This window comes from Achromobacter aegrifaciens (assembly GCF_902859965.1).
Classification (GTDB): domain Bacteria; phylum Pseudomonadota; class Gammaproteobacteria; order Burkholderiales; family Burkholderiaceae_B; genus Achromobacter; species Achromobacter aegrifaciens.
Genome location: NZ_CADIKO010000001.1, coordinates 286,153 through 311,805 on the forward strand (window position 1 = coordinate 286,153; position 25,653 = coordinate 311,805).

Sequence of the window (25,653 nt, forward strand, 5' to 3'; positions counted from 1 at the left end):
ACCCGATTGGTTACGGCACCGCCCTCAACCACTCGCTCACCACATCCAGCACGATGCGGCTTTGTTCGCGGTGCGGCACATGCCCGCAGTTCTCCAGCAGCACAGGGCGGCCGCCGGCCAGCGCCGCGATCTTTTCCTGGTGTTTGGGGGAACCGTATTCGTCGATTTCGCCATGCAGGGCAAGCACGGGGCAACGCACCTGGCGCAATTGCTCGTCCAGGTTCCAGGCGGCAAACTCGGGCGACAGCCAGGTGTTGATCCACGCGCCCAGCACCCATTCGGCTTTCTCGCCGTGATACTTCTTCAGCCGGTCCAGCTGGCCGGGTTCTGCGAAATTCTGCTTGGCGGCCCGTATGCCTTCCAGTGTGCGGTCTTCGGCAAACATCTGTGCGGACTCGGTGATCAGCGCCCGGCAATCGTCGGCATACACGCCGGCGCAGCAGACAGCCATGCCACCGCCCACGCTATGGCCGAACCCCACGTAGGGGCCGATGCCCAGCGCTGCGCGCAGGCTGCGGAATCCGCCCTGCGCTTCTTCTTCCACAAAGCCGGGTTCGAACACGGCGGTATTGGGATCGGAGCGGCCAAAGCCCAGGCGGTCATAGGCGATGACGCTGCGCCCGGTGGCCTGCGCCAGTTGTTCAGGGAAATCGCGCCACAGCTCCACGCAACCCAGCGAATCATGGAACAGCACGATGGGCGCTGCGGCAGCGGTCTCACCGGCGGGATCCCAGCGCCGCGCGAAAAGGCGGCCCTGGCTGGTGTTCACGTAGACATCCTGGCTGGTAACGGCAAGCATGAAAAGTCCTGGGGAGAGTATGCGACGATGCGCCATCGCACCGCGCTCCGATTATAGGAAAGCCGGCGGCCTCACCGCAGTCCGGACACCACGCCTGCGGCGATGATGAGCAGGACCAGCGCGGAAATCGCCGTGTAGGCGTAGTCGCGCTCGCGCAGGAAAATGGCCAGCATCAGCGCCACCCGCGCCACTGGCAGCAGGATGAACAGGGCCACCCCGACCTTGACGAGTCCAAGGTCCCGCAGGCCGCCATGCGCGGGCAACAGGAAATCCACAGCCATGCCGGCGGCGATGAGGGCCGAGGCGAGCCAGGTTCCGTGCCACAGCAAGCCGGCGATGGCGCGGTCGCGCCGCGCCTGTTTGTCCACCGTCTGCGTCATGCCGGGCCTCCCGGGATATGCACGCCCAACGCGCTCAGCAGCATCTGCACAGCCAGCAGGGACAGCACGATCACGAAGAACAGCCGCAGCTTGTCCGCCGGCAGGCCCATCAGCAGGCGGGCGCCGAGCAAAGCGCCCGCGACCGAACCCAGCGCGACCGGTCCGGCGATGCCTATGTCGATGTCGCCGCGCACGAAATAGGCGCCGGCGCTGGCGGCGGCGGTCACGCCGATCATGAAATTGGACGTCGCCGACGAGACCTTGATGGGCAGCTTCAGCGCGGCATCCATGGCCGGAATCTTGAGCACGCCCGAGCCTATTCCGAGCAAGGCCGAAATCAGCCCCGCGCCATACATCAGCGACAAGCCCAGCGGCACGCGGTCCACCTGATAGTGCACCTCCCGGCCCAGCGCGCGGTCGGGGAAGCTTGCGTGCAGGCGCAACGCGGTGGCCCAGCTGGCGGCGCCGGGCGCAATCGCCACGGCCTCGCGCCGGCGCGCCAGCATCTGCTGCGCGGACAGCGCCAGGATCACTGCGAACAGGCCGTAGAGAAAGCCGGTCGAGACGATGCCGATGAGGAACACGCCGGTCAGCGCCCCCAACGTGGTGGCCGTCTCCAGGACGATGGCAAGCCTGACGTTGGTCAGCCGCCCTTTCAGGAAAGGCGCGGCGCTGCCGCAGGAACAGGCGATCACCGAGATGATGCTGGCCCCGATGGCGACATGGATGTCCACGCCGAACAGCAGCGTCAGGATGGGCACGATGAAGATGCCGCTGGCCATCCCCAGCACCCCGCCCAGCGCGCTGGCGCCGAAGGCGGCGGCGAACAGCCAGAAGATCGTAGAGGTCTCCATGGCCGCCGCTTCAGGCCGGCTTGCGTGGCTGGCGCGCCAGGCGGGTACTGAAGCGGATCAGGTCGCCGCGGTAGTACAGCTTTTCGTAGTCGACGGGCCGCTGTCGCTCGGTGTAGGACGTGCGCTCGATGAGGAAGATCGGGCTTCCCGTAGCGACGCCCAGCGCCTGCGCGACGCGTTCGTCCGCCGTCACCGCTTCCAGCTGGTACTCGGCCTCGATCAGAGGCAAGTCGTAGCGCAGCTCCAGCAGGTCGAAGATGGGCTCGGCCTCCAGGTCGTTGCTGGCGACTTTTTCGCCCACGTCCAGCGGCAGATAGGTTTCATCAAACGACATGGCCACGCCGTCCGCCAGCCGCACTCGCTCGATCCGATAGACCAGCGCGCCGCGCGCCACGCCCAGTTGGCGGGCGACGTCTTCCGTGGCCGGCACCGGGCGCTTGTCCAGCAGGCGCGCGGTCGCCCGGCGGCCGAGCGCGGTCATATCCTCGACGAAACCGCTCAGGGCCGTCAGCGGCTGCATCAGCTTGGGCTCCGTGACGAACGTGCCTTTGCCGCGCCGGATTTCCGCCAGCCCGCGCGCGACCAGGTTTTCCACCGCCTTGCGCACGGTGCTGCGGCTGACGGCGAAGCGCTCGATCAGTTGGTCTTCCGTCGGCAGCCGGTCGCCAGGCGACAGGCTGCCGGACGAGATTTCCGCAGCCAGGGCCATTTCCACCCGGGCATAAAGAGGAGCGCATTCGGCTTCGTTTTGCATGAAGACATCATAACATCATGATGTCATGATGTCTCAAGCAGCAATGCGCGTTACGGATGACGACGCCGGCAACTGGTAGTCTTCGCAGGCCTGCCCGGCGCCTTCCGCGCCGGCGCCACTCTCAAGCGAGACACGATATGAGCAATTTCATGCACAGCGCCTCCGTTCCCGTCCTGACGCAAATGCTGTCGGCCCTGTCCGACGTGCTGAAGAAAGCGGAAGCCCACGCCACGGAAAAGAACATCGATCCGGACGCCTACCTGGGCGCCCGCCTGTTCCCCGATATGTTCCCGCTGTCGCGCCAGGTGCAGATCGCCGCGGATTTTGCCAAGGGCATCGCCTCGCGCCTGGCTGGCGCGGAAGTGCCTTCGTGGCCGGATAGCGAAGCCACCTTCGCGGGCCTGCAAGCCTTGATCGCCAAGACGCTGGAGCACCTGGCTTCGTTCGGCCCCGAACAGTTCGCGCAGAGCGAAGCGCGCGAAATCGTGCTGCGCCCCGGCACGCCCAAGGAAAAGAAACTGAGCGGCAGCGCCTATCTGCTGCACTATGGGCTGCCGCAGTTCTTCTTCCATGTGACCACGGCCTACGACCTCCTGCGCCACAACGGCGTGGAAATCGGCAAGCGCGATTACATGGGCAAGTACTGATCCGTTTCAGCGGGCCCCAAGCCATTGGGGCCCGCGCCCGGCGGCTACTCCGCGTAGCCCGGGTTGCGGCGGTCCAGGCGGCGCAGCAGTCCCGGCCAGGCCAGCATGGCCTTGTGCGCGCGGTCGGCCTGCGATTCCACCGTGGCGTTCTTCAGGATGTCAGGCGGAATGTAGGTCAGTTCGCCACCGGCCTGGGCCCGCACCTGCACCATGCAGGCGGCCTCCAGCCGGTGCATGGCCTGGAACGCTTCGGCCATGCTCTGCCCCACGGTCAACAGGCCATGGTTGCGCAAGATGAGATAAGTGTTGCTGCCCAGGTCCCGCACCAGGCGAGGCTGTTCCTCGGGATTGAGCGCCAGGCCTTCGTAGTCGTGGTAGCTGAGCGAACGCAGCACGATGAACGCGAACTGCGACAGCGGCAGCAGGCCGGCCTTCTGCGCCGACACCGCCACGCCGTTGATGGAGTGCGTATGCAGCACGCACATCGCGTCCTTGCGGGCCGCGTGGATACAGCTATGGATGGTGAAGCCGGCTGGATTGATGTCGTACTCCGACTCCATCACCTTGCGCCCGTCCAGATCGATCTTGACCAGGCTCGATGCCGTGATTTCGTCGAACATCATGCCGTAGGGGTTGATCAGGAAATGTTCGGTCCCCGGCACCTTGGCCGTGATGTGGGTGAAGATCAGATCGTCCCAGCCGAACAGCGCCACCAAACGGTATAGCGCCGCCAGATCCTTGCGGACCTCCCATTCCGTTGCGCTGACCTGTTCGCGCACGCTGGCGCCCTTGCCTGCCGTATCCATGTTGTCTCCGTGTCTTGATGATTGCCCGCCGCGATCGGGCGGACGCTGTCTGGCACTTTATTCGTTTTGGCGGCGGCCGGCACGGGGCGCGGCCAAGGAGCGGTCACCCCGTCTCATGGAAAAAGGGCGCCCGTCGGACGCCCTGTTCATTTCCCGCCGTTTATTGCGGTTCGATCACTGCGGTTCGATCTTCGCGTCGATCGCGCGCTGGGTCCAGACCTGGCGCTGCGACTGCGCGAAGGCCTGGTGTTCAGCCACGCTGTTGGGCGAGACCTGCATGCCCAGGGATTCGAAGCGCTGCAGCACGTCCGGCTCGCGCAGGATGGCGGCGACTTCCTGGTTCAGTTTCTGCACGATGGCGTCGGGCGTCTTGGCCGGCACGGCCACGCCGACCCACACGACCAGGTCGAACTTCTGGTAGCCCAGCTCGGCCAGCGTCGGCACGCTGGGGAACTCCTTGGCGCGTTCATGGCCCGTGTAGGCCAGGCCGCGCAGCTTGCCGGCCTGCATGAACGAGGTCACGACAGAGAGGTCGGCGAACAGGTAGTCGACGTGGCCGCCCAGCAGGTCGGTCACGGCCGGCGGCTGGCTCTTGTACGGCACGCCGTTGGCCGCGGCGCCCGCCACCGTGTTGAAGGTGGCGCCGGCGATCTGGCTGGTGGGCGAGCCATACGCGTAGTTCAGGGGCTTGGCCTGCGTGGCCTTGACCAGTTCCTGCAGCGACTTGTAGGGCGCGTCCTCGCGCACCACCAGCATCATCGGAATGGTGGCGATGCGCACGACGTGGGTGAAGTCGCCGGTGGGATCGAACGGCAGCTTGCGGAACAGCGCCGGCGTGGCCGAGTGCGTCGAGCTGCTGGTGAGGATCAGCGTGTAGCCGTCGGGCTGGGCGCGCGCGACGAACGAGGCGCCGATGGTGCCAGACGCGCCGGGCTTGTTCTCGATGACGACGGGCACGTTCAGGCGTGGGCCGAGCTTCTCGGCAATGATGCGCGCGCTGGTGTCGGTGGCGCTGCCCGGAGAGAACGGCACGACGATGGTGATGGGCTTGTCAGGATAGGCGCCCTGCGCCAATGCCACGGACGGCAGTGCGCCAGCCAGCGCGGTCAGGACGGTGAGGCTGCCAGCGGCCAGCAGGCGGCGGCGGACGCCGAACGGTCGGATCATGCTTGTCTCCTGTGAGGGGCCGCGGGTCGGCCTCTTGAACTCTGACCGTATGATGCTTGCGACCCGTTTATCCCAACAAGGGACTAATTTTCATAGACTTATTCCAAACTGGGATTAATTCTCTGAAGCCTGGCGCTGCCGCAGATATTCCTCGGTCGCCTGTAGGAAGGCTGAAGCCGCCAGCGACAGCCGCGCGTTGCGGCGCTGGATGAGCCAGAGTTCGTGCCCGTGCTTGCGAGCGCCGTCTATGGCGAGGATGCGCAGGCCCAACTGCCGCGCCAGATCGCAGGCATAACCGGGCACGACCGTTATCCCCAGGCCCGCACCGACCAGCTTCAACGCCGAGGTCAGCATGCCGGCCTCGATGCGGTAGCGGAATTCCAGGTTCAGGTCGGCCGCCACGCGGTCCAGGCTGCGCCGCACGCTATACACGTTGCGTAGCATGATGTGATCATGGGCGGCCACGTCGGCCCATGACACCGAACGCTTGCGCGTCAACGCATGGCGCGGCGCGCACACCGCGTACATGGTGTCGCGATAGATGACCCGGGTGGCCAGTTCTTCCGAAGGGATCTCGACCGAGACGATGCCGAAGTCGGCGCGGCCGTTGCGCACGTGCTCGATGGTGTCGTCGGTGGAAAGTTCGAACAAATCCAGCTTCACGCTGGGATGGGCGCGGTGATAGTCGGCCACCACCTCGCCCAGCAGGCCAACCATCATCAGCGGCGAAGTGGCCACGCCCACCGTGCCGCGCTCCAGCGTGCGCAGGCCCGACATGCTGCGCTCGGCGGCGCGCACGGTGCCCAGGATTTCCTGGGCATAGGCGTAGAAATCCGCCGCGCCGTCGCAGGGCGTGACGCTGCGGGTGGAGCGCTCGAACAGCGGCTGGCCGACCTCGGCCTCAAGTTCGGCGCAGAGCTTGCTGACGGCCGATTGCGTCACGAAGGCTGCGCGCGCGGCCGCCGTGAAACTGCGCAGTTCGTATAGCGCGCAAAACACGCGCAATTGCTTGAGAGTGATGTTCATGGTCGAAGTCGCCGCCAGGCGCCGCCGGCCATGCCGGCCTCAGCGCGCAGGCTCGAGCATATCGCGATCGGCATCCTGGCGCGGCGCCTGGCGCCTGATCTCGCCCGGCGTGCGCGAGAAGCGCACCGGGATGCCGGCGGCCACCAGCGGCCCTTCGGTCGGATGTTCCACGCGCTGGAAGAAGCCCGTCGCCTTCAGGTGCGGATCCTCGAACAGGGCTTCCGGCGTGTTCACCCGCGAGTGCGGAATGTCCGCGTCCGCCAGCAGCGCCAGCCATTCCTCGGTACCACGCAAGGCGACGATGTCCGCCAGGTCCTGATAGAGCTCGTCGAAGTGCCGCGCGCGCGCGCTTGCGTCGACATAGCGCGCGTCCGCCGCCAGGTCCGCACGTTCGGCCAGGGCGAAGAAGCGCCGCCACTGCGCGTCGGTGTAGGGCAGCAGCGCCAGGTAGCCGTCGCGAGTACGGTAGGGACGCCGCTGCGGCGACAGCACGCGGCTGTAGCCCATGGGTCCCCGCGGCGGCACGAAGCTGTGGCCGCTCATGTGTTCGATCAACGTGAAGGAGACCAGGGTCTCGAACATGGGGACCTCAACCGCCTGCCCCTGACCCGAACGCTCGCGCTCGTACAGCGCCATGGGTATGGCGTAGGCCAGCGTCAGGCCCGCCACCTTGTCCGCAAGGATGGTGTTCACATAGGCCGGCGCGCCGCTGTTGCGCCCCTGCAAATCGGCCAGGCCGCTCATGGCCTGGATGATGTCATCGAAGGCCGGACGCGCCGCATAGGGGCCGTCCTGGCCGAAGCCCACGGCCGAGCAATGGATCAGGCGCGGGTTGCGCGCGCGCAGCGTGTCCGCGTCCAGGCCCAGGCGCGCCAGGGCCGCCGGACGCACGTTGGACACGAACACGTCCGCGCCATCGATCAGGCGCAGCAGGCTTTCGCGATCGGCCGGCGTCTTGGCATCCAGCGTCACGCTGTACTTGTTGCGGTTGAGGTTCAGGTAAGCCGGCCCCATGCCCGGACTCGCGGCCGGAGCCGAGGTGCGGAACACGTCGCCTTCGGGCGCCTCGACCTTGATGACATCCGCGCCCATGTCGGCGAGGATCTGCGTGCCGTACGGCCCCATGGCCACCGACGTCAGGTCGATGACGCGCACGCCCGCGAGCGGACCGGCCATTACTTGGCCTCCTGCTGCTTCTTGCGATTGACGAAGGGCGCCATGTAGCGGCGCGGCTCGTCGGTGGTGAAGGCCTCGCCGAACGCCGCCACGCTGCGATCCAGGCCGGCTTCGACAGTCGACTCGCTCCAGTAGCGCAGCAGGGCCTTCTGCGAACGCACGGCGATCGGACCGCTTTCGGCGATGGGCGCCACGGTGCGCTCGACCAGGGCGTCCAGCGCGCCGGTCTCGCTGACGAATTCCAGGAAGCCCCACTGCCGGGCCTGGGTCGCGTCCACGGTCTCGCCGGTCAGCAGCAGCCAGTTGGTGGGGCCGGGACCGATGATGGCCGGCAGCAGCACGGCGTGGATCACGGACGGAATGCCCACGCGCACCTCGGGCATGCCGAAAACCGCGTCCGCCGAGCCCAGGCGGATGTCGCAGGCCGCGGCCAGCTCCATGCCGGCGCCCAGGCAGAAGCCCGGAATGCGGGCGATGGTGGGCACCGGAATCGCGGCCACGGCGTCGCACAGGTCGCGCAGCCGGGTGATGAACTCGCGCGCGCCCTGCGGGTCGAGTTCGGCCATTTCATAGATGTTGGCGCCGCCCACGAAGGCGCGCTCGCCCGAGCCGCGGATGACGACCGCGCGGGCATCGTCCTGGGCCGCGATCCAACGGGCAGCCTCGGTCAGGCTCAACGTGACCGCCGAGGCCAGGATGTTCAAGCTCTTGGCGTCGTGGATCTGCAGGGTATAGACGCCGCGCTCGTCGCGGGTCACGAGGGCATGGGAAAAGGCGGGAACAGGCGCGGTCATGGAAACTCCAGCTAGGGTTATGGCAACGATGCTAAGGGCGAGGTTTCATCACAACAAACGAGTAATTTTCATGAAATAAGTCTGGAATGGAATAAATACCGAAGCACGGGCGGCTTGGGTACGATAGCCGCCCAACCGCAACCCGCGCGGATGCTCGAAGCCCGATGAACCACGCCCCACCCTCGCATCATTACACGCCCGGCCGCCTGACATCCTTCTACTGGAGCGGCGACGCCATGCGCAGCCGCAGCGTCAGCGGCACGGTGCTGACCGCCACGCTGGACGTACCCGTGCCGCCCGCGCGCGTGCTGTCGGATTGGGAGCGCGAGATGGCCACGCGCCTGTATCTGGAACCCGGGGACGTGGAGCAGATGCCGCTGGCGCGCACGCAGGCGCGCTGGCCCGAATACGGACTATGCCTGCAAGCCATGCGCGACTGGACGCACGACCGGGGGCTGTCCGACGTGCTGGCGAGCGCCGACATCGCCCTCATGGCCTGCCGCGGCGCCCGCTACCACCATGACGGCGGCCAATATGGCGGCGCCGCCTTCTGCAATCTGTTCCTGAGCGAAGACCGGGGCCTGGACGTGCATTTCCCGGCCGCCGGCCTGCGCATTCCGCTCGTGCGCGGCACCGCCATGATCTTCGATACCTGCCAGCCGCATGCCGTCATCCCGCGCGACGGCAAGGGTTTTCGCGAGGCCGACTTCGCGGCCGGCCTGGAACTGGCGCAATTGTTCCTGACGTGGGAACTGCCTATTGAAGACGCCCGCATCGCAAACGCGCTCGGCATCGCCTTCGATGTCGATCCGGCTACCGCCGCGCGGCTGGATGAGGAACAAGTGCGGATGGATGGAGCCCGGGCGGCGATCGATCCGGAATCCGGGCGGTGGCTCGCTGAGGACTGAAGCGGCAACGCAGCACGCCGGCGATCAAGACCCCGGCAGCGCCGCCCCCATGGCGGCAAACAAACCGCCGCACACCTTGTTGAAACGCCGGCCGGCGCGCTCCAGCCAGGGGCGCACGCGATGCGCCAGTCGCGCCAACACGTACTCGACCAGGAACTCCACCACCACGAAGGTCCCGGCCATGATCGCGAACTGCGTGTACAGGCTGCGCGCAGGATCAATGAACTGCGGCAGGAAGGCGCCGTAGAACAGCAGGGCCTTGGGATTGGAAATGGCCGACAGCAGGCCCTGGCTGAACATGCGCATGCCACGTATGCGCGGCATGTCAGGGGCCGGCTGCAACTGCACGCCCGGGGCGCGCCAAAGCTGGATGCCGAGCCAGATCAGATAGGCCCCGCCCGCCCACTTCAATACCGTCAGCGCTGGGCCCCAGGCCTTGAGCAAGGCGCTGATACCCAGCATCGACAAGGCGATGAGCGCGACAAAGCCCACTGCGCCGCCCGCGATGGTGCACAGGGCCTTGCGGTGCCCATGCAGTGCGCCATGGGTCAGCGCGAGCAGCGTGTTCGGTCCGGGGGTTACCGACAGGCCGATGACCGCGACCAGATAGATGAGCCAGCTATGCAGCGCCATGGCGGAGTGCGTGAAAGAAGGGAAAGCGGCCAGTCTAGACCGCGGCGCCAGAGCTGCGCAAATGCGGCCGGAATGGAAGCGGACCGGCAGGCGCCGCTCCCCCCTTCCGCGCCGCCTGCTCTGGCGGCCTGCCGCTCAGCGGCGGAACCCTCCACCATGGAATCCGCCGAAGCCGCCGCCCCAGCCTCCCCGGCCGCCCATGCCGCGCCCCTGCCAGCCGCCGCCTTCCGCGCCCCCCATGCCGCGGTCGCGCCAGCCGCCGCCCTGCATTCCGCGGTCCTGCCAACCGCCGCCCTCCATGCCGCCCATGCGGTCGTCGGAATAGTCGCGCGCCTGGCGCTGGCCGTTCAGGTAATTGCCGCCGGACTGCGCGCTGGGCTGCACGGGCTGCCAACCGGAACTGGTGTGCTGCTGCCAGCCGTTGTCGTTGTGCTCGTAGACGTTGCCGTTGTGGTCCGCGTACACGTTGCCGTTGTTCCATGCCATGCCGCTGTTCGTGTTGCGGTCGTACGTGGCGCCGCGCCGGTCCACGCTGCTGACGCCGTCGCCCGCCGTGCCGGTCGCCGTGGCCGACGAGATGGTGCTGCGGCCGGTGTTGGCATTGGTGCGCACGTCCTGGCGGCCGGCAGCCCATTGGCCGTCGTCGTTGGCGACCACGCCCGCCCGGCCAGCGCCCGAAGCGCCGGTCGCCGGGTTGGTATAGGCGTCGCGCCGCCCGGCAGCCGCATTGCCGGTGTACTCGTTATAGGCCGCGCCGCGCGTGCCTTCGAAGGCTGCGCCGGTCTGGGGGTTGTAGCCCTCGGCGTGGGTGCCCTGCCATTCGGTGCCGGTCCAGCCGTTCCAGCCGGCCGCGTGCGTGACCACGCCGGAGCCGCCCCAGGCGCCATAGACGTCGACCTGGTTCACGTTGACGCCGCCCCAATAAGGCGCGCCCCAGTATGGCCCCCAATAGGGCGCCGCGCCGCCCCAGGTCTCGCCAGCGACGAAGCCGAAGGCGAAACCGGTCGCGGTGGCGAAGGCCGCGTCGTAGCCATAGCTGGGCGGATAGCCCACCCAGGTGTCCTGCACGATGACCGGCGGATACGCGTAACCCGTGCCATACACCACGGTGCCGTCGGGACTGGCCACCACGCCCATGTAGCCCGGCGTGTAGCCGAACACCACGCTCTGCGGGGTGGATCCGTACACCTGCACGTAGGTGACGTAGTGCAGCGGCGAGCTGACGGGTATGGCGTAGATGATCGCCGGCACATGGTCAGCCACGCGCCACGGCCCCATGGGCGAATCCGATACGAACCAGACAGCGCGCGACAACGCGTAGTAGCGGCCTTCGGCCTGTATCACCGGCACCTGCGAATTGGCGGCGTAATACAGCGCCGTACCCTCGATGGGCCGCAGCGTCGGGGAGCCGCCGGCATATTCCACCTGCAATTTCGCCGCGCTGCGCGACACCGTGGCGGTCTGCGGAATGGTGGAGGCAATCAGCGCCTCCTTGGCCTGCGGCGTGCCCGGCACCGAAGCCAGCACGCCCGACTGCGGATCCTTTGACGGAATCTTGGCGAAATCGCGCGGCAGCTGCTTGCCCGGCACGTAGGACCAGGGGCCGTCCAGGCTGGCGCCCCGGAACCAGCGGCCGGACACCAGCACGTAGTAGCGGTTGTCGCCCGGATTCATGAACAGGGCATGATCGGCATTGGCCACCGACAGCAGCGAAGTCCCTGGCACCGGCCGCATTTCAGGCTGGCCGACGGTCACCAGCAACTCGGCCGGCGCGGTGGACACCGCGATGGCGGGCGCGCGGTGCGGCGCCTTGCCGCCATGCGGCAGCATCGGGTCCGGCTCGGCCTTGCGGCGCGCCGCAACAGCGGCGGCCAGCAGAGCCTCGGGCGGCTGCGGCAGGTCCGTCCACGGCCCGGTGGCGGTGCGCGCTTCGTACCAATGGCCAGCGGCCTGCAGGAAATAGCGGCCCGCGTTGTCCGCCAGCATCAACGCGCGCGTGTTGACGACCCGGCGCCAGCCTGCGGCATCAGGCACCTCGGCCAATACAGGTCCGCCGTCGATCAGCACCAGCACGGTCGGCACCGTGCGGTAGATGATGCGCGGCGGCGCGTTGTCCACCGGGACGGTTTTCGTGGCCGGGTTGTTCTGGGACAGCGTATAGCTCAGTTGCAGTGCATCAAGCCGCGTGACCACGCCCTTGGCCGGCAGGCGCGCTTCAAGCTGGCTGCGCAGCTTGGCGGCGGCTTCCGGCGAGGTGGGCACCTGCACGCGCTCGATCCGGATGTCCGACAGATGCACCAAACCCGCCGGCTTGTTGACCTCGGCACGGGCGGAAAAGTCTGCCACGCCGTAGGTGGGATTGCCCTTGGCGGCGCCAACCGCCACCGCCATGCGGCCCGTAATGCGGTCGGCAGTCCAGGTATCGATCTGGGGTTGATAGAGCTCCACGCGCGTGCCGTCGGCGGCCTCGAAACTGCGCGGCCATTGCAGCGAACGCGCGGCCTCTTCCTGCGCATCGGATTGGGCGGGCGCCGTTTGCGCCGGGGTCTGTCCCTGGGCTTGCGCCTGCGCCGCGCCGGTTGGCGTCAGGCCCGCGCCGGCAGCCATGCCGGCCACGGCAAGGGCGAGAGCGAGGCGAGAAAGGCGCCCGGGCGGGTTCGCGGGCGCTGACGATGTTGTCGGGAAAACATGCACGCGCCACAGTCGGGTCAGGCTACACATCTCGCGCTCCTCGTTGAGGGCCGCGGCCGCCAGTCGGGCCCCCGGCCACTCTGATTTCCCGCAGCGCCGCCGCTACGGGCCAAGCCTCGACCGGCCTGCCTGCAAGGCGTCCTGCAAGGGCCGGCTTCTGAATAAGCAACAGAACGTTAACACCGCTGAAAAGCTATTGCCCGCTTTTATCAGACCTTCTATAAAACATCTCATCAGGGCTGCTGCTTATGCCCGATTGCCTTTCCGCTGCAATCCAACTAGAAGCGCGGCGCAACGCCCGCCAGACGCCCGCGCTACGGCGTGTCGCGCCCACGCCCGGCCCTCTGTCCGCGGCGCTTCGGCCGTCCCGCGAAGACTCTCCTGCTGCAGGTTCACGCCATCAAGTCGCCGTGGAAAGGAGCAGTTCATGGTCCCTGCCCTGACTCATCCCGGGGTGTATGTCCAGGAAATTCCCGCAGGCGTGCGCACCATTGCAGGCGCGCCGACCTCGGTTGCCGCGTTCCTGGGCACGGCCATGCGCGGACCGCTCAACCATCCCGTCCACATCCAGGATTTCGCCGACTACGAACGCGAGTTCGGCGGGCTGGCCGAGGGCTGCGAACTCGGCTACGCGGTGCTTCAATTCTTCCTGAACGGCGGCGCTCAAGCCTGGGTCGTGCGCGTGGCGCAGCCTGCGCAGAACGATCCGCTGGACGCGCATGCCGCTTTCATCGGCCAGCGCGCGCAGCGCCGGGGCCTCTACGCGCTGGACGATGCCCATGCCTTCAACCTGCTATGCCTGCCCGGCATCACGCACAGCATCGTGCTGGCCGATGCCGTGTCCTACTGCAAAGAGCTGCACGCCTTCATGATCATCGATGCGCCGCCCGCGGCGGCCGATGCGGCCTCCATGGCGGCCGCAGTCATGGGTGCGGCGCTGCCCAGGTCCGATCATGCCGCGCTGTATTTCCCTTGGACCCGCGCGGCCGACCCGCTGAAGAATGGCCTGCCGCGCCTGACCGCGCCTTGCGGCACGATCGCGGGCCTGTATGCGCGCACCGACGCCGACCTCGGCGTCTGGAAAGCGCCAGCCGGCATCGACGCGGGCCTCGCTGGCGTCCTGTCCCTGGCCGCGGCGGTCAGCGACGACGAGAGCCGCAACCTGAATACCCTGGGCGTCAATTGCCTGCGCACCTTTGCCGGACGCGGCGCGGTCTGCTGGGGCGCGCGGACCCTGCAAGGCACGGACCACTTCGCCTCGGAATACAAGTACGTGCCGGTGCGCCGCCTGGCGCTGCACCTGGAACAATCGCTCTTGCGCGGAACGCAGTGGGCCGCGTTCGAGCCCAACGACGAGCCGCTTTGGGCGCAGATCAGGCTGAACGTCAGCGCCTTCATGAATGCACTGTTCCGCCAGGGCGCCTTCCAGGGCGGCACGCCCCGCGATGCCTATCTGGTCAAGTGCGATGGCGAGACCACCACGCAACAGGACAGGGATCGCGGCATGGTCAACATCCTGGTGGGATTCGCTCCGCTCAGGCCGGCCGAGTTCGTGGTCATCCGGGTCCAGCAACGCGCCGGGCAAACGGAAGGAAGTCCCCCATGAACGCACCCACGGAACCGCGCATCCTCGCGTTTTGGGACACCGGCGTCCAACATGACCCGCGCGCACGGGCGCAGGCCTTCGAGGCTGCCGAGGAACTGGCGCGCGATACGGGGCTGGCGCTGCATCGCATCGACCTGTCCAGGATCGTCAGCAAATACATCGCCGAAACCGAGGAAAACCTGAGCCGCCTGTTCGAGTCGGTCGAGCAGCGCGGCGCGGTCCTGTACTTCGACGAAGCCGACGCTCTCTTCGGCAAGCGCGCGAACGTCAAGGACAGCCATGACCGCTACGCCAATATCGAGGTCAGCTACCTGTTGCAACCCATGCAGTCCTACCGCGGCCTGGCGTCGCGGGCCGCCAGCCTGAAGTCCAACCTGGACAGCGCATTCCTGAGGCGGCTGCGCTTCGTGGTCCAGTTTCCGGCGCCCGCGCCGGATCAGCGCGCGCGCCGCTGGAGCCGCGCGCTCTTTACCGCCGACACCGGCGCCGAAGTCACCATGGCGCGCCTGCTGCAAGCCGTCCGCGCCGATGCAAGCCAACACGCCCGGCCCCTGCCTGGCCTCAAGACGAGAGAACATCCATGAAACCCGTGATCAACGAATACGTACGCGAACTCAGCCACCCCGGTTACAACGCGGCCCAACGCAATGCCTTCGTCGCCGCCATGGTGAGCAAACGGCTGATGCGGCGCACGGAGCAACAGCCCGCAGCGGACGAGGCCGCCCCCGCGCTGGCCAGCTCATTGAACGACAGCGCCGGCGCCGCTGACGCGCGCGCCGGCAACGACCCGACTTGAGCGCCGCGCCGCCGCAGAATGGCGCTGCGTGCGATGCGGGCGCGGCGCGCGCAGGAAAACCTGGCCGGCCGCCACGGTATCATCAGACCTGTTGCACCGGCTTGCCGCTTTCCCGCGGCAAGCCGGCCATGCCACTCCCGCCCACATTCTGCATGACGCGATGACCCCCTATATCTCGGCCGGCATACTGCTTCTAGGCGCTCTCGCCGCCATCGCTTACCGCCGCAGGCGGCAACACACAATGGGCACTGCCGGCCGGCGCCTGGGCAGCGATCTGGTCGCGGGCGGCGCACTCTACGGCGTGGCCGCGCCGCCCATCGGCGGCGCAGGCGTCATCATCGCGCTGACGGCCGTGACCCGGGATCCCGAGAACCTGCTCATGCTGGTCTACGCCCTGCCCTGGTTTTACATTTTCGGCTTCGTGCCCGCCCTGCTGTGCGGCATCGTGGCCGGCGCGTTGCGGCCGGCGCATCCGTCCTGGCGCGCCTATGCCGCGATGGCGCTGGTCGGCGCCGTCTATGGCTTCGTTTTCCTGACGGGTTTTATCTCCCAGGGCAGGCCCTGGCTGGAAGAGCTGGGCTTCCCCCTGACCATCGGCGCGGCGCCCGGCGCGCTCAGCGCGTTCCTGTGCGCGCGCCTGCTGTATGGCAAGCCTGGTCGCCGCGGCGAGCCGGGCGCAAAGACGCCGCAAACGGCTTGAAGCCGCAACTGCCTGGAGCAGCCGCCAGCCTCACGACTTGCGTCCGCTGACGCGCCCTGGCGGCTCGGCGTGCAGGTCGCGCGCAGCGCCGCCGCCGAACGCCGTCAAGGCGCGAGGCGTGGGTGGCGACGTGGAGATTTGCCTGGCCGTTTCCAGCATCATCGGAACGAAGCGCGACACCGCGCGCTTGACCGTCCACTTGGCCGCCGACACGGACAGCTGCAGGCCCGCCACCACACGCTGGTTCAGGTCGTAGACCGGCACCGCCAGCGCCAGATCCCCGCGGTAGTACTCCTCTTTGCAGCAGGCGTAGCCCTGCTCGCGCGACAGGCGGATCTGCGCCATCAGTTCATCCAGGCCGGTCAGCGTGTTGGCCGTGTACTTCACGCGCTCGCTGGCCTCCAGGGCCTCGCGAGCTTGCTCGTCGCTCATGCCGGCGAGGTACACGCGCCCGGTGGAGGAGCAGTACATCGGGATGCGCCGGCCCACCGGCATGTGCACCAGTAACCGCAAGGGGCTGGGAAAGCGGCCGATGTAGATCATGTCCTGCCCGGCCGGCTCCGCCAGGTTCACGGTTTCGCCGGCATTGCGATTGAGTTCCAGCAGGAAGGGATTGGCGCGGTCCAGCAGCGGATGCGATTCCAGGTAGCGGCAACCTGCGTCCAGCGTGCGGGACGACAGCGAATAGCGCTTGCTGACAGGGTCCTTGTTGAGCAGCCCCAGCGCTTCCAGCGTGAACGCGAAGCGCTGCGCCGCGCTGCGGGTGATGCCCGCGGCGGCGGCAATGTCCGGCAGGCTCATGGAGGTGTGTTCGGCATCGAAGGCATCGAGCACGGCGATGCCCGTGGCCAGCGATTGGACGTACAGCGTGGAGGTTTCCGGATTCATGGCTGGGCTGGGCGGCGCAGGCCGCCCAGTCTATTAGTGTTCGATACGCAGAGATTGCATTCCAATTCAAATGAATGCAAGGAAAAGCCGCGGTTCTTTTGATGCATTCTACCTTTTTCGCATCAGGTAATCTCGGGAAAACCCTTAAATAAAAAGCGCTTAGCTAAAACCGGAGTTGATTGACAGGCTTTCCTTGGCCGGATTATAAAATCTACATGCGATAGAAGCTTATCGCTATTCGATACGATAATGCGCACCTGACAAGGACGAAATCGGACGTCCGGTACACCGTGCAGGCGCGCGATTCCAGCTTCCAAGGGGATTCCGATGCTGCACAAAGTGTTGAAAACGTTGTTGGCGACGGCGCTGTGCGCCGCCGCCCTGTCGGGCGCGCACGCCCAGACCGTCAAGGTAGGCGCCACGCCGACCGCGGTGCCGTTCAACTTCCTGGATCCGAAGACCAATACCCTGCAGGGCGTGATGATCGACATCGCCCACGCAGTGGGCAAGCAGGCCGGCTTCACTGCAGAAGTCATGCCCATCCCGTTCGCCTCGCTGGTGCCGGCCCTGCAGACCAACAAGATCGACATCATCGCCTCGGCCTTCGCCAAGACGCCGCAGCGCGCCGAAGTGGTCGATTTCACGCAGTTGGTGGTGGAGTACGGCGAGGCCCTGATCGTGCCGGAGAAGGACAAGACCGATTACAAGAGCATTGCCGACCTGAAGGGCAAGACCGTCGGCGTGCAGATCGGCACGCTCTACGTCGAGCCGTTGAAGGCCGCGCCCGGCCTCAAGGAAATCAAGATGTACGAAACCATGTCCGACCTGGTGCGCGACGTGGCGCTCGGACGCCTGGACGCGGCCTTCGGCGACGGACCGGTGATTTCCTACCAGGTCCGCACCCAGGGCGTGCGCAACGTGCGCTACGTCGAAAGCTATCAGCCTGCCATGCCCACCAACATCGCGCTTGCCGTGCGCAAGGGAGACGCCGAACGCGTCAAGCAGCTCAACGCGGCCATCGATGTGCTGCGCCAGGACGGCACCCTTGCCGCCATCATGAAGAAGTGGGGCGTCGCGCCCTGATCCCGAGCGCCGCGGCCCGATCCGCCGCGGCGCGCCGCATAACAGGTATCCAAGATGTTCCAGTCATTTTTCAGTGACGCCGCGGAGTTCTTCCCGGTGCTGATGCAGGGGGTGCTGACGACCATCGCCATTACTGCGGCGGCGCTGGTCATCGCCACGGCGCTCGGCCTGTTCTGGGCTCTGCTGCGGGTCAGCGGCGTTGCGCCGCTATCGCACGCCAGCCGCATCCTCACCAACATCATCCGCGGCGTTCCCATCATCGTCGTGCTGTTCTACATGTACTTCGTGCTGCCCGAAATCGGTATCAGCCTGACCGCCTTCCAGGCCGGCGCGCTGGGCCTGGGCATCGCGTACTCCTCGTACATGTCGGAAGTGTTCCGCTCGGGCATCGACGCGGTCGATCCCGGCCAGTTCGAAGCTGCCCAGTCGCTGGGCATGTCGCGCGCCAAGCTGATGCGCCGCGTGGTGCTGCCGCAGGCCTTCAAGGTCGCGCTGCCGCCCTACGGCAACAACGTGGTCATGATGCTGAAGGATTCCTCGCAAACAGCGGTCATCACCGTGGTCGAGCTGTCCATGCAGAGCAAGCTGATTGCCTCTTCCACCTTCAAGAGCGCCACCATCTTCACGCTGGTAGCCCTCATGTACCTGGCCATGAGCCTGCCCATGATGTACTTCATCGGCAAACTTGAACGCCGCTTGGGGCGCCGCCAATGATCAAGATCGAAAACCTCAGCAAGTCGTTCGGCGCCCACCGCGTGCTGGAAGGCATCGACGCCGAAATCCGGCAAGGCGAAGTGGTCTGCCTGATCGGACCGTCCGGCTCCGGCAAGTCCACGCTCCTGCGCTGCATCAATGGCCTGGAGCGCTACGACGGCGGCCGCATCACGATAGACGGCATCACCGTGGACGCGCGCCGCAAGGACATCCAGAACATCCGCCAGCGCGTGGCCATGGTGTTCCAGCGTTTCAACCTGTTCCCGCACCGCACCGCGCTGGAGAACGTCATTGAAGGCCCGGTGCACGTCAAGGGCGAAAGCGTCGAGTCCGCCACCGCCCGCGGCCGCGAGATTCTGGCGTCGGTCGGCCTGGCCGAGAAGATGAACCACTATCCGCAGCAGCTCTCCGGCGGCCAGCAGCAGCGCGTGGCCATCGCCCGTGCGCTGGCGATGGAACCCGAGGCCATCCTGTTCGACGAGCCGACCTCGGCGCTGGATCCGGAACTCGTGGGCGAGGTGCTGTCCGTGATGCGCACGCTGGCCGAGAAGGGCATGACCATGGTCATCGTCACGCACGAAATGGACTTCGCGCGCAACGTCTCTGACCGCGTTCTGTTCCTGGAAAACGGCCGTATCGCCGAACAGGGCCCCTCGCGCGAAGTGCTGACCAATCCCCGCAACGAACGCATGCGTGATTTCCTCAAACGCGTCACCCACGCCCAGTAGCTCCGGCACCATGAACAACGATCTGTTTTCGCCCGCAGCCACGCTGTGGGCCGCGACCGCGCCTGCGCGCGCCGCCTCGCCGGCGTTGGCCGGTCCGCTGCATGTCGACGCCGCCGTGGTCGGCGGCGGCTTCACCGGCCTGTCGGCCGCCTTGCATCTGGCCGAAGCCGGCTTCAAGGTGGCGCTGTTCGAATCCCATGAAGTGGCCCACCGCGCCTCCGGGCGCAACGGCGGCCAGGTGGTGCCGGGATTCAAGCCCGGCCCTGCCGCGCTGATCCGCCGCTTCGGCGCGGACACGGCCACGCGCATGATGCGCTTTGCCTACGGCAATGCCGATTACCTTTTCGAACTGGCCGAACGCCTGCGCATCGATTGCTCGCCCACCCGCAATGGCTGGATCCAGGGCGCGTTCTCGGCGGCGTCGGGCAGCTATCTCAAAAGCCGCGCGCGCGAGCTGAACGCCCACGGCGGCGACGTCGAATACCTGGACGCCGACGCGATGTGCGCGGCCACCGGATCCTCGTTCTGGCCCGCGGGCCTGCGCGAAAAGCGCGCAGGCGCGGTGCAGCCGCTGGCCTTCGCCCGCGGACTGGCGCACGCGGCGCAGGTCGCAGGCGCGGCGGTGCACGACCACTCGCCGGTGTCCGCCATCGCGCCCACGCCGGACGGCGGCGCGACGCTGAGCGTGAACGGCTTTGCGGTCCAGGCACGCCACGTCGTACTGGCGACGGACGCCTACACCGACCGGCTGTGGCCGGCCGTCGCGCAGTCGTATGTCAACGTATCCAGCGCACAGATCGCCACCGATCCCCTGCCGCAAGCGCTGCAGGAGCAATTGTTGCCGCTGCGCGCCGGCATCTCCGAAACGCGCAAGATTACCTACTACTGCCGCATCGACCCGGAAGGTCGCTTCGTCATCGGCGGCCGCGGGCATTCGTCCGAGCGCCTGGATCCGTCCACCGGCGAACAGTTGCGCCGCGCCGCAGTCGCGCGCTTCCCGCAGTTGGCCGACGCCGCGTGGCGCCATGGCTGGGCTTGCCGCGTGGGCATGACCATGGACGACCTGCCTCGCGTGCATCGGCTGGCGCCGGGCATCTGGACCGCTTACGGCTATTGCGGGCGCGGCGTGGCCATGGGCACGGCGCTGGGCCGCGTGCTGACCGACGCCATCCGCGGCGTGCCGGCGGGCGAACTCGACTTCCCCGTCACGCCCATCGAGCGCATGCCCTTCTACCCGGCGCGGCAATTCGGCGCCACGCTGGCCATCAACTGGTACCGCCTGCGCGACGCGCTGGGCTACCCCGCCTGACCCCCTGCCCTGGCGCTTTCACTTTGCCATGACGACACAAACGCAATTTCCTGCCACGGTGGACGTGGCCATCATCGGCGGCGGCATCATAGGCGTGAGCACGGCGCTCGCGCTGGCGCGCGCAGGCGTGCGCTGTGCGCTGTTCGAAAAAGGCACGCTGGCCTGCGAGCAGTCCTCGCGCAACTGGGGCTGGGTACGCACCTTGGGACGCGACCTGCCCGAAGTGCCGCTGGCGCTGCGCGCCAACCAGCTCTGGCGCGAGATCCAGGCCCAGGTCGAAGTCGGCTACCGCCGCAACGGGCTGGTCTACCTGCAAGAAAACGAGACGGACGCCGCCGAGCACGAAAGCTGGCTGGCCAAGGCGCGCGCCTATGGCGTAGAGGCCGATATGCTGGGCCGCGAAGCAGCCCTGCGCCTGCTGCCCAGTTCCGGACGCGCCTGGACCGGCGCGCTCTACAGCGCCGCCGACGGCGTGGCCGAGCCGCAGATCGCCACGCAGGGCGTCGCGGCGCTGGCTCGCCAGGCCGGCGCGCTGATATACGAAAACTGCGCCGTGCGCGGCGTGGAGACCAGCGCTGGCCGCGCCGACACCGTCATCACCGAACGCGGTACGCTGCGCGCGCAGGCGGTGCTGGTGGCCGCCGGCGGCTGGTCGCGCCTGTTCTGCGGCAATCTGGGCGTGGACTTTCCGCAGTTGAAGGTGCGCGGTTCGGTGTTGCGCACCGAACCTTTCGACGCCGGCGTTTCGCTGGCAATCAACGGCAAGGACTTCACCTGCCGCAAGCGCGCCGACGGCGGCTATACCGTCTCGCAGTTCTCGGCCTCGCTGGCCGAACTGGTGCCGGACAGTTTCCGCCTGATGGGCAAGTTCCTGCGCGCCTGGATCGCCAACAACTCGCTGGTCCGGATCCGCTTCAGCAAGCGCTTCTTCGAAGAACTGGCGACGCCGCGCCGCTTTCCGGCCGACCGCGAAACGCCTTACGAGCGCTGCCGCGTGCTCGATCCCGCGCCTTACAAACGCGGGATCGACCAGGCCTGGGAGCGCCTGCTGCGCGCCTTCCCCGTGTTCCAGCAGGCCCGCATCGCGCAATCCTGGGGCGGCTACATCGACGTGACGCCGGACGCCATGCCTGTCATCGCGCCGGTCGCCGCCGTGCCGGGGCTTTACTTGGCATCCGGCTTCTCCGGACACGGATTCGGCATCGGTCCCGCGGTGGGTGAAACCTTGGCCGCCCTTATCCAGGGGAACGAAACGCCCGTCGACATCAGGGCGTTCCGGCTGGAGCGGTACGCCTGAGGCATGCGCGCTGCCCGGCCTTCCAGGACGGCGCACGCGCCGTTTACCCCCGCAGCGCCGCCGCCAGCCCCCGCACCTCGTCCAGCGCGCCCGCCACGCCCTGCTCCGCCAGCACTTGCGCAAGCCGCGAGCCGACCACCACCAGATCGGCATGCCGCGCGACGAGCCGGGCTTCATCAGGCGAACGCACGCCGAAGCCCGCAGCCACCGGCAGCCTGGTATGCGAGCGCAGCCGGTCCAGATCCTGCGCGATGCGGCGCTCGTCAGGCAAGTCCGCACCCGTCGTGCCGGCCAGCATGATGTGATAGACAAACCCGCTGGCGTCGCGCAGCAAGCCCGCCAGCCGCGCGTCCTCGGACGTGGGCGCGGACATCCGGATCAGATGCAGGCCATGCGCGCGCGCCGCGCGGCTGATCTCGTCGGCATGTTCGAGCGGCAGGTCAATGAGGATCAGGCCGTCCGCGCCCGCCGCGGCCGCGTCCTCGATGAAGCCTTCAACCCCATGCCGCAGGATGGGATTCAGATAGCCCATCAGCACCAAGGGCGTATGCGCGTCCGCCTCGCGGAAATCGCGCACCAGGGTCAGCGTGCGCTTCAGGGTCTGGCCGCCGGCCAGCGCACGCACGTTGGCCCGCTGCAGCACGGGACCGTCCGCGACCGGATCGCTGAACGGCATGCCGAGTTCGATCACGTCCGCGCCCGCCGCGCGCAAGCCGCGCAGCAGCTCCAGGCATGCGGCAGGATCGGGATCGCCCGCCGCAAAATAGGTCACCAGCCCACTGCGTCCAGATTGGCGCAGCTCCGCCAAGGTTCGATCAAGCCGGGTCATGCCGCCACCTCGCCAAATTGGGTCACCGTGTCCATGTCCTTGTCGCCGCGTCCGCTCAGGCACACGACGAGAATCTCGTGGGGCGCCATCCGCGGCGCCAGCTTGCGTACGTAGGCCAGCGCATGCGCGCTTTCCAGCGCGGGCAGGATGCCTTCCTTGCGCGTCAGCCAATGGAAGGCCGACACGGCCTCGGCATCCGTGACCGACACGTAGTCCACGCGCTTGCGGTCATGCAGCAAGGCGTGTTCGGGCCCGACGCCCGGATAGTCGAGGCCGGCCGATATCGAATGCGCGTTGACGATCTGGCCGTCTTCGTCCTGCAGGTAATAGCTGCGGCAGCCGTGCAGCACGCCCTCGTGGCCCGCGCTGATGCTGGCCGCGTGCGCCCCGCTGGCCAGGCCCAGCCCGCCGGCTTCGACGCCGTACAGACGCACGTCTGCCAGTTCCAGAAAGGGGTAGAAAAACCCCATCGCGTTGGAGCCTCCGCCTACGCAGGCCACCATGGCGTCGGGCACGCGGCCGGTCTTGGCCGCGATCTGCTGGCGCGTCTCCTCCCCGATCACCTTCTGGAACTCGCGCACCAGCCAGGGATAAGGATGCGGTCCGGCGCCGGTGCCCAGCAGGTAGTACGTGTCGGCGGGATGGGCGATCCAGTCGCGCAAGGCCTCGTTCATCGCGTCCTTCAGGGTGGCGGTGCCGGCGTGCACCGCGCGCACCTCGGCGCCCAGCATCCGCATGCGGCGCACGTTGACGGACTGGCGCTCCATGTCTTCGGCGCCCATGTAAACCACGCACTGCAGGCCGAACAGGGCGCAGACGGTGGCAGTCGCCACGCCATGCTGGCCCGCGCCGGTTTCGGCAATGATGCGGCGCTTGCCCATGCGGCGCGCCAGCAGGATCTGCCCCAGGCAGTTGTTGATCTTGTGCGCGCCGGTGTGGTTGAGGTCTTCGCGCTTGAGGTAGACCTGCGCGCCGCCCAGCTCCCCGGAAACGCCGCGCGCCAGGAACAGCGGGCTCGGCCGGCCCACATAGTCGGCCAGCAGGCCGCGGTAGGTCTGCCAGAAGTCCTCGTCCGCCAGCGCCGCCTTGAACTGGCGTTCAAGTTCGTCCAGGGCGGGGACCAGCGTTTCGGGCATGTAGCGGCCGCCGTAGGGGCCGAATTGGCCTCGGCTGTCGGGCGCGGCCGGATGGATGGCGAGTGGCATGGATAGGTTTTCCGTGACGGGATGAGTAGGATTTTCCTTATGCTATCGTCACAAAATACTTATTTGAATCAATGATTTATTTCCCATATATGTAAGCTCAGCTAACAATCATGAGACGTCTGCCATCCCTCAATGCCCTGCGATTCTTCGACAGCGCGGCCCGCCAGGCGAGTTTCACGCTGGCCGCCAAGGAACTCTGCGTGACCCATAGCGCAGTCAGCCAGCAGATCCGGCAACTGGAAGAATGGCTGGGCTGCGCCTTGTTCGAGCGGCGCGCGGGGCGCGTCCACCTGACCGCGGCGGGCCTGGACCTGCAGCGCGCGGCGCATGACGCCTTCGACCTGCTGGAGCGCCGCTGCGACGAACTCAGGCGCGGCACGCAGCCGGCCGAATTGGCGGTGGGTGCGCCCGCCAGCTTTCTTTCCAACTGGTTGATCCCGCGGCTTGAACAATTCGAAGCCCTGCATCCGGACATCCGCATCAGGCTGCAGACAGCCGCAGATGCCGCCCTGTTGAACACGCAGCGCGTGGATGCGCTGATCCTGGCCGGGCGCGCCTGGCCGCAAGAATGGGGCGTCACCCCGCTCTTCGCCGAAACCATAGGCCCGGTCTGCACCCCGACCCTGGCCGCGCATATCCGCGATGCGGCCGACGTGCTGGATACGCCGCTGCTGCACACCAGTTCGCGGCCCGACGCCTGGAAGGATTGGGCGGCGCGCCAGGGCATCGCGCTGACGCCACGGCAAGCGGGGCGCGAGTTCGACCATCTGGGCCACATGCTGGAGGCCGCCGCGGCCGGGTTGGGCGTGGCCATCGCGCCGGCGGTGCTGGTGGAGGCCGAACTGCACCGAGGCAGGCTGGCCGCGCCGCTGGGCTTCATCGAAAGCGGCGCGGCCTTCAGCCTGTGCCTGCGCAAGGATGCGGTCCGCGCCGACGCCGCGCATGAACGCCTGCGCGACTGGCTGCTGGCCAGCGCCGGCGCGAACTGACGCCCTCCACGCTGCGCGCGCAAACCGGTTACCCTTGCGCGCCGAACCACACTGCCGCAACGTATCCATGAAAAAGCTCTGCGCGATGTTGGGCCTGCTGGTCCCCACGCTGGCCAGCGCCGCCTACAGTCTTTCCGCCACCGAGGCGGCCGTGCTGGAAGCCGTGCTGCGCGACGAGCTCGGCACCTACCTGCAAGGCGGCAACAGCCTTATCGGCGCAAGGCTCGGCCTGCCCGCCGCGACCGCCGAAACCGTGTCCCGGGCTTATGCCAACGGCCCGACTGCGCGCTTTCCTGCGTCGCTGGATGTGACCATGCTGATCGCCGGCCCGGTCGATGCCGGCAAGCGCACGAACGGACGGATAGTGTCGTTCGCCACCTCGGGATCGCCGACTGTCCAGGCCCAGTTGCCGGCGGGCCTCCTGCCCGCTCCACGCCTGGCCTTGGCATGCAGCCGCATGGAATTGATCGACGAGTCACCCACCTTCATGGACTGCCGCGACGGCGCGCTTGCCGGCAAAGAGGAGACTGCCCGCCTCAAGCGCGACCTGGACGACTTCTACCTGGGCAAGCCGACCGCCGTCCAGGTGTCCCAGCTGGCCGTCAACATATCGGTGTACGCCAGCCTGCTGGCGCCCGGCCACGGCTGCCCGAAGGACATCGAAACATGCCGCCAGGCCATCCAGGCCGTCGACGGCGCAAGCCAAAGCAAGCAACTGCCGGCAATCGTGCGGCGCTTCCAGCGGGCGGGGCTGGATCTCAGCCCGTACCAGGGCGATAAGGCCGTGGCCGCGCCGAACCGCTAGCGCGGGCGGACCGGCCGCGCCATGCCGGAATGAGGGCCACGGGGCCGTCTGTACCGCCCCCATTTACCG

General features: G+C 67.5%; 27 protein-coding genes. 13 read left to right on the forward strand and 14 right to left on the reverse strand.

Annotation, left to right across the window (positions count from 1 at the left end):
- Window positions 1-10: 10 nt before the first annotated feature.
- The 4 genes from HV793_RS01460 to HV793_RS01475 all read right to left on the reverse strand — a co-directional run bounded on the left by HV793_RS01460 (window position 11) and on the right by HV793_RS01475 (window position 2,787).
- Complete coding sequence (locus HV793_RS01460; protein ID WP_054451738.1) at window positions 11-799, reverse strand: alpha/beta fold hydrolase; 789 nt, start codon at window positions 797-799, stop codon at window positions 11-13.
- Window positions 800-870: 71 nt separating this feature from the next.
- Window positions 871-1,179 (reverse strand): DUF1634 domain-containing protein, encoded by a 309-nt coding sequence (locus tag HV793_RS01465; protein WP_175212520.1) that lies wholly within the window; start codon window positions 1,177-1,179, stop codon window positions 871-873.
- Complete coding sequence (locus HV793_RS01470; protein ID WP_054451742.1) at window positions 1,176-2,033, reverse strand: sulfite exporter TauE/SafE family protein; 858 nt, start codon at window positions 2,031-2,033, stop codon at window positions 1,176-1,178. Before HV793_RS01470 ends, HV793_RS01465 begins: the two co-directional genes overlap by 4 nt.
- A gap of 10 nt (window positions 2,034-2,043) precedes the next feature.
- A complete protein-coding gene (locus HV793_RS01475; RefSeq protein WP_175212521.1) occupies window positions 2,044-2,787 on the reverse strand; it encodes a GntR family transcriptional regulator in 744 nt (247 codons plus the stop codon).
- Between the two features lie 137 nt (window positions 2,788-2,924).
- Here HV793_RS01475 and HV793_RS01480 point away from each other — a divergent pair, with 137 nt between their 5' ends.
- On the forward strand, window positions 2,925-3,434 hold the full coding sequence (locus tag HV793_RS01480; RefSeq protein ID WP_054451745.1) for a DUF1993 domain-containing protein: 510 nt from the start codon (window positions 2,925-2,927) through the stop codon (window positions 3,432-3,434).
- A 44-nt stretch (window positions 3,435-3,478) separates the two neighbouring features.
- On the opposite strand, the gene HV793_RS01485 is transcribed toward HV793_RS01480, so the two are convergent.
- From HV793_RS01485 to HV793_RS01505, 5 genes are all read right to left on the reverse strand, one after another.
- Window positions 3,479-4,240: a class II aldolase/adducin family protein gene (locus HV793_RS01485; RefSeq protein WP_119449472.1), complete on the reverse strand. Its 762-nt coding sequence runs from the start codon at window positions 4,238-4,240 to the stop codon at window positions 3,479-3,481.
- Between the two features lie 174 nt (window positions 4,241-4,414).
- Window positions 4,415-5,407, reverse strand: a complete 993-nt coding sequence (locus HV793_RS01490) for a Bug family tripartite tricarboxylate transporter substrate binding protein (protein WP_054451748.1) — start codon at window positions 5,405-5,407, stop codon at window positions 4,415-4,417.
- Between the two features lie 114 nt (window positions 5,408-5,521).
- Window positions 5,522-6,433, reverse strand: a complete 912-nt coding sequence (locus HV793_RS01495) for a LysR family transcriptional regulator (RefSeq protein ID WP_054451750.1) — start codon at window positions 6,431-6,433, stop codon at window positions 5,522-5,524.
- Window positions 6,434-6,472: 39 nt separating this feature from the next.
- Complete coding sequence (locus HV793_RS01500; RefSeq protein WP_175212522.1) at window positions 6,473-7,609, reverse strand: CaiB/BaiF CoA transferase family protein; 1,137 nt, start codon at window positions 7,607-7,609, stop codon at window positions 6,473-6,475.
- Window positions 7,609-8,403 (reverse strand): enoyl-CoA hydratase, encoded by a 795-nt coding sequence (locus HV793_RS01505; protein WP_175212523.1) that lies wholly within the window; start codon window positions 8,401-8,403, stop codon window positions 7,609-7,611. Before HV793_RS01505 ends, HV793_RS01500 begins: the two co-directional genes overlap by 1 nt.
- 164 nt (window positions 8,404-8,567) lie before the next feature.
- On the opposite strand from HV793_RS01505, the gene HV793_RS01510 reads away from it, so the two are divergent.
- Window positions 8,568-9,311, forward strand: a complete 744-nt coding sequence (locus tag HV793_RS01510) for a hypothetical protein (RefSeq protein ID WP_175212524.1) — start codon at window positions 8,568-8,570, stop codon at window positions 9,309-9,311.
- A 24-nt stretch (window positions 9,312-9,335) separates the two neighbouring features.
- Here HV793_RS01510 and HV793_RS01515 read toward each other — a convergent pair whose 3' ends face one another.
- Window positions 9,336-9,944: a LysE family translocator gene (locus HV793_RS01515; RefSeq protein WP_119449475.1), complete on the reverse strand. Its 609-nt coding sequence runs from the start codon at window positions 9,942-9,944 to the stop codon at window positions 9,336-9,338.
- Window positions 9,945-10,079: 135 nt separating this feature from the next.
- Window positions 10,080-12,551 (reverse strand): carbohydrate-binding family V/XII, encoded by a 2,472-nt coding sequence (locus HV793_RS01520; protein WP_244958562.1) that lies wholly within the window; start codon window positions 12,549-12,551, stop codon window positions 10,080-10,082.
- 511 nt (window positions 12,552-13,062) lie between these two features.
- Between HV793_RS01520 and HV793_RS01525 the strand changes: the two genes are divergently transcribed.
- The 4 genes from HV793_RS01525 (at window position 13,063) to HV793_RS01540 (ending at window position 15,737) form a co-directional block, all read left to right on the forward strand.
- A complete protein-coding gene (locus HV793_RS01525) occupies window positions 13,063-14,241 on the forward strand; it encodes a phage tail sheath family protein (protein ID WP_175212526.1) in 1,179 nt (392 codons plus the stop codon).
- Entirely contained in the window at window positions 14,238-14,825 is a 588-nt protein-coding gene (locus HV793_RS01530) for an AAA family ATPase (protein WP_054451764.1), read from the forward strand. Before HV793_RS01525 ends, HV793_RS01530 begins: the two co-directional genes overlap by 4 nt.
- Window positions 14,822-15,037, forward strand: a complete 216-nt coding sequence (locus HV793_RS01535; RefSeq protein ID WP_147400236.1) for a hypothetical protein — start codon at window positions 14,822-14,824, stop codon at window positions 15,035-15,037. Before HV793_RS01530 ends, HV793_RS01535 begins: the two co-directional genes overlap by 4 nt.
- 241 nt (window positions 15,038-15,278) lie before the next feature.
- Window positions 15,279-15,737 (forward strand): hypothetical protein, encoded by a 459-nt coding sequence (locus tag HV793_RS01540; RefSeq protein ID WP_244958572.1) that lies wholly within the window; start codon window positions 15,279-15,281, stop codon window positions 15,735-15,737.
- A gap of 30 nt (window positions 15,738-15,767) precedes the next feature.
- Here HV793_RS01540 and HV793_RS01545 read toward each other — a convergent pair whose 3' ends face one another.
- Window positions 15,768-16,625: an IclR family transcriptional regulator gene (locus HV793_RS01545; RefSeq protein WP_175212528.1), complete on the reverse strand. Its 858-nt coding sequence runs from the start codon at window positions 16,623-16,625 to the stop codon at window positions 15,768-15,770.
- Window positions 16,626-16,952: 327 nt separating this feature from the next.
- On the opposite strand from HV793_RS01545, the gene HV793_RS01550 reads away from it, so the two are divergent.
- The 5 genes from HV793_RS01550 to HV793_RS01570 are packed head-to-tail and all read left to right on the forward strand — an operon-like array spanning window position 16,953 to window position 21,756.
- Window positions 16,953-17,708: a substrate-binding periplasmic protein gene (locus HV793_RS01550; RefSeq protein ID WP_125471231.1), complete on the forward strand. Its 756-nt coding sequence runs from the start codon at window positions 16,953-16,955 to the stop codon at window positions 17,706-17,708.
- Between the two features lie 54 nt (window positions 17,709-17,762).
- Window positions 17,763-18,422, forward strand: a complete 660-nt coding sequence (locus HV793_RS01555; RefSeq protein ID WP_054451769.1) for an amino acid ABC transporter permease — start codon at window positions 17,763-17,765, stop codon at window positions 18,420-18,422.
- Window positions 18,419-19,150: an amino acid ABC transporter ATP-binding protein gene (locus HV793_RS01560; RefSeq protein WP_175160240.1), complete on the forward strand. Its 732-nt coding sequence runs from the start codon at window positions 18,419-18,421 to the stop codon at window positions 19,148-19,150. The genes HV793_RS01555 and HV793_RS01560 overlap by 4 nt, the downstream gene beginning before the upstream one ends.
- A gap of 10 nt (window positions 19,151-19,160) precedes the next feature.
- On the forward strand, window positions 19,161-20,459 hold the full coding sequence (locus HV793_RS01565; protein ID WP_175212529.1) for an NAD(P)/FAD-dependent oxidoreductase: 1,299 nt from the start codon (window positions 19,161-19,163) through the stop codon (window positions 20,457-20,459).
- Window positions 20,460-20,487: 28 nt separating this feature from the next.
- Entirely contained in the window at window positions 20,488-21,756 is a 1,269-nt protein-coding gene (locus HV793_RS01570) for an NAD(P)/FAD-dependent oxidoreductase (protein WP_054451776.1), read from the forward strand.
- A gap of 43 nt (window positions 21,757-21,799) precedes the next feature.
- On the opposite strand, the gene trpA is transcribed toward HV793_RS01570, so the two are convergent.
- The gene (trpA, locus tag HV793_RS01575) at window positions 21,800-22,585 is read right to left on the reverse strand and encodes a tryptophan synthase subunit alpha (RefSeq protein ID WP_175212530.1); all 786 of its coding nucleotides are present in this window, start codon (window positions 22,583-22,585) and stop codon (window positions 21,800-21,802) included.
- Window positions 22,582-23,790, reverse strand: coding sequence for a tryptophan synthase subunit beta (trpB, locus tag HV793_RS01580; protein ID WP_054451780.1), 1,209 nt, complete (start codon window positions 23,788-23,790; stop codon window positions 22,582-22,584). The genes trpA and trpB overlap by 4 nt, the downstream gene beginning before the upstream one ends.
- A gap of 110 nt (window positions 23,791-23,900) precedes the next feature.
- On the opposite strand from trpB, the gene HV793_RS01585 reads away from it, so the two are divergent.
- Together HV793_RS01585 and HV793_RS01590 are read left to right on the forward strand one after the other, a co-directional pair.
- On the forward strand, window positions 23,901-24,779 hold the full coding sequence (locus tag HV793_RS01585; protein WP_119450118.1) for a LysR substrate-binding domain-containing protein: 879 nt from the start codon (window positions 23,901-23,903) through the stop codon (window positions 24,777-24,779).
- A gap of 67 nt (window positions 24,780-24,846) precedes the next feature.
- Window positions 24,847-25,584: a hypothetical protein gene (locus HV793_RS01590; protein ID WP_175212531.1), complete on the forward strand. Its 738-nt coding sequence runs from the start codon at window positions 24,847-24,849 to the stop codon at window positions 25,582-25,584.
- Window positions 25,585-25,653 lie beyond the last annotated feature (69 nt).

Bases quoted from the DNA above. Each gene is read 5' to 3' on its own strand.
- HV793_RS01460 (WP_054451738.1), bottom strand. From the start codon at position 799: ATGCTTGCCGTTACCAGCCAGGATGTCTACGTGAACACCAGCCAGGGC.
- HV793_RS01465 (WP_175212520.1), bottom strand. From the start codon at position 1,179: ATGACGCAGACGGTGGACAAACAGGCGCGGCGCGACCGCGCCATCGCC.
- HV793_RS01470 (WP_054451742.1), bottom strand. From the start codon at position 2,033: ATGGAGACCTCTACGATCTTCTGGCTGTTCGCCGCCGCCTTCGGCGCC.
- HV793_RS01475 (WP_175212521.1), bottom strand. From the start codon at position 2,787: ATGCAAAACGAAGCCGAATGCGCTCCTCTTTATGCCCGGGTGGAAATG.
- HV793_RS01480 (WP_054451745.1), top strand. From the start codon at position 2,925: ATGAGCAATTTCATGCACAGCGCCTCCGTTCCCGTCCTGACGCAAATG.
- HV793_RS01485 (WP_119449472.1), bottom strand. From the start codon at position 4,240: ATGGATACGGCAGGCAAGGGCGCCAGCGTGCGCGAACAGGTCAGCGCA.
- HV793_RS01490 (WP_054451748.1), bottom strand. From the start codon at position 5,407: ATGATCCGACCGTTCGGCGTCCGCCGCCGCCTGCTGGCCGCTGGCAGC.
- HV793_RS01495 (WP_054451750.1), bottom strand. From the start codon at position 6,433: ATGAACATCACTCTCAAGCAATTGCGCGTGTTTTGCGCGCTATACGAA.
- HV793_RS01500 (WP_175212522.1), bottom strand. From the start codon at position 7,609: ATGGCCGGTCCGCTCGCGGGCGTGCGCGTCATCGACCTGACGTCGGTG.
- HV793_RS01505 (WP_175212523.1), bottom strand. From the start codon at position 8,403: ATGACCGCGCCTGTTCCCGCCTTTTCCCATGCCCTCGTGACCCGCGAC.
- HV793_RS01510 (WP_175212524.1), top strand. From the start codon at position 8,568: ATGAACCACGCCCCACCCTCGCATCATTACACGCCCGGCCGCCTGACA.
- HV793_RS01515 (WP_119449475.1), bottom strand. From the start codon at position 9,944: ATGGCGCTGCATAGCTGGCTCATCTATCTGGTCGCGGTCATCGGCCTG.
- HV793_RS01520 (WP_244958562.1), bottom strand. From the start codon at position 12,551: ATGGCTGCCGGCGCGGGCCTGACGCCAACCGGCGCGGCGCAGGCGCAA.
- HV793_RS01525 (WP_175212526.1), top strand. From the start codon at position 13,063: ATGGTCCCTGCCCTGACTCATCCCGGGGTGTATGTCCAGGAAATTCCC.
- HV793_RS01530 (WP_054451764.1), top strand. From the start codon at position 14,238: ATGAACGCACCCACGGAACCGCGCATCCTCGCGTTTTGGGACACCGGC.
- HV793_RS01535 (WP_147400236.1), top strand. From the start codon at position 14,822: ATGAAACCCGTGATCAACGAATACGTACGCGAACTCAGCCACCCCGGT.
- HV793_RS01540 (WP_244958572.1), top strand. From the start codon at position 15,279: ATGGGCACTGCCGGCCGGCGCCTGGGCAGCGATCTGGTCGCGGGCGGC.
- HV793_RS01545 (WP_175212528.1), bottom strand. From the start codon at position 16,625: ATGAATCCGGAAACCTCCACGCTGTACGTCCAATCGCTGGCCACGGGC.
- HV793_RS01550 (WP_125471231.1), top strand. From the start codon at position 16,953: ATGCTGCACAAAGTGTTGAAAACGTTGTTGGCGACGGCGCTGTGCGCC.
- HV793_RS01555 (WP_054451769.1), top strand. From the start codon at position 17,763: ATGTTCCAGTCATTTTTCAGTGACGCCGCGGAGTTCTTCCCGGTGCTG.
- HV793_RS01560 (WP_175160240.1), top strand. From the start codon at position 18,419: ATGATCAAGATCGAAAACCTCAGCAAGTCGTTCGGCGCCCACCGCGTG.
- HV793_RS01565 (WP_175212529.1), top strand. From the start codon at position 19,161: ATGAACAACGATCTGTTTTCGCCCGCAGCCACGCTGTGGGCCGCGACC.
- HV793_RS01570 (WP_054451776.1), top strand. From the start codon at position 20,488: ATGACGACACAAACGCAATTTCCTGCCACGGTGGACGTGGCCATCATC.
- trpA (WP_175212530.1), bottom strand. From the start codon at position 22,585: ATGACCCGGCTTGATCGAACCTTGGCGGAGCTGCGCCAATCTGGACGC.
- trpB (WP_054451780.1), bottom strand. From the start codon at position 23,790: ATGCCACTCGCCATCCATCCGGCCGCGCCCGACAGCCGAGGCCAATTC.
- HV793_RS01585 (WP_119450118.1), top strand. From the start codon at position 23,901: ATGAGACGTCTGCCATCCCTCAATGCCCTGCGATTCTTCGACAGCGCG.
- HV793_RS01590 (WP_175212531.1), top strand. From the start codon at position 24,847: ATGAAAAAGCTCTGCGCGATGTTGGGCCTGCTGGTCCCCACGCTGGCC.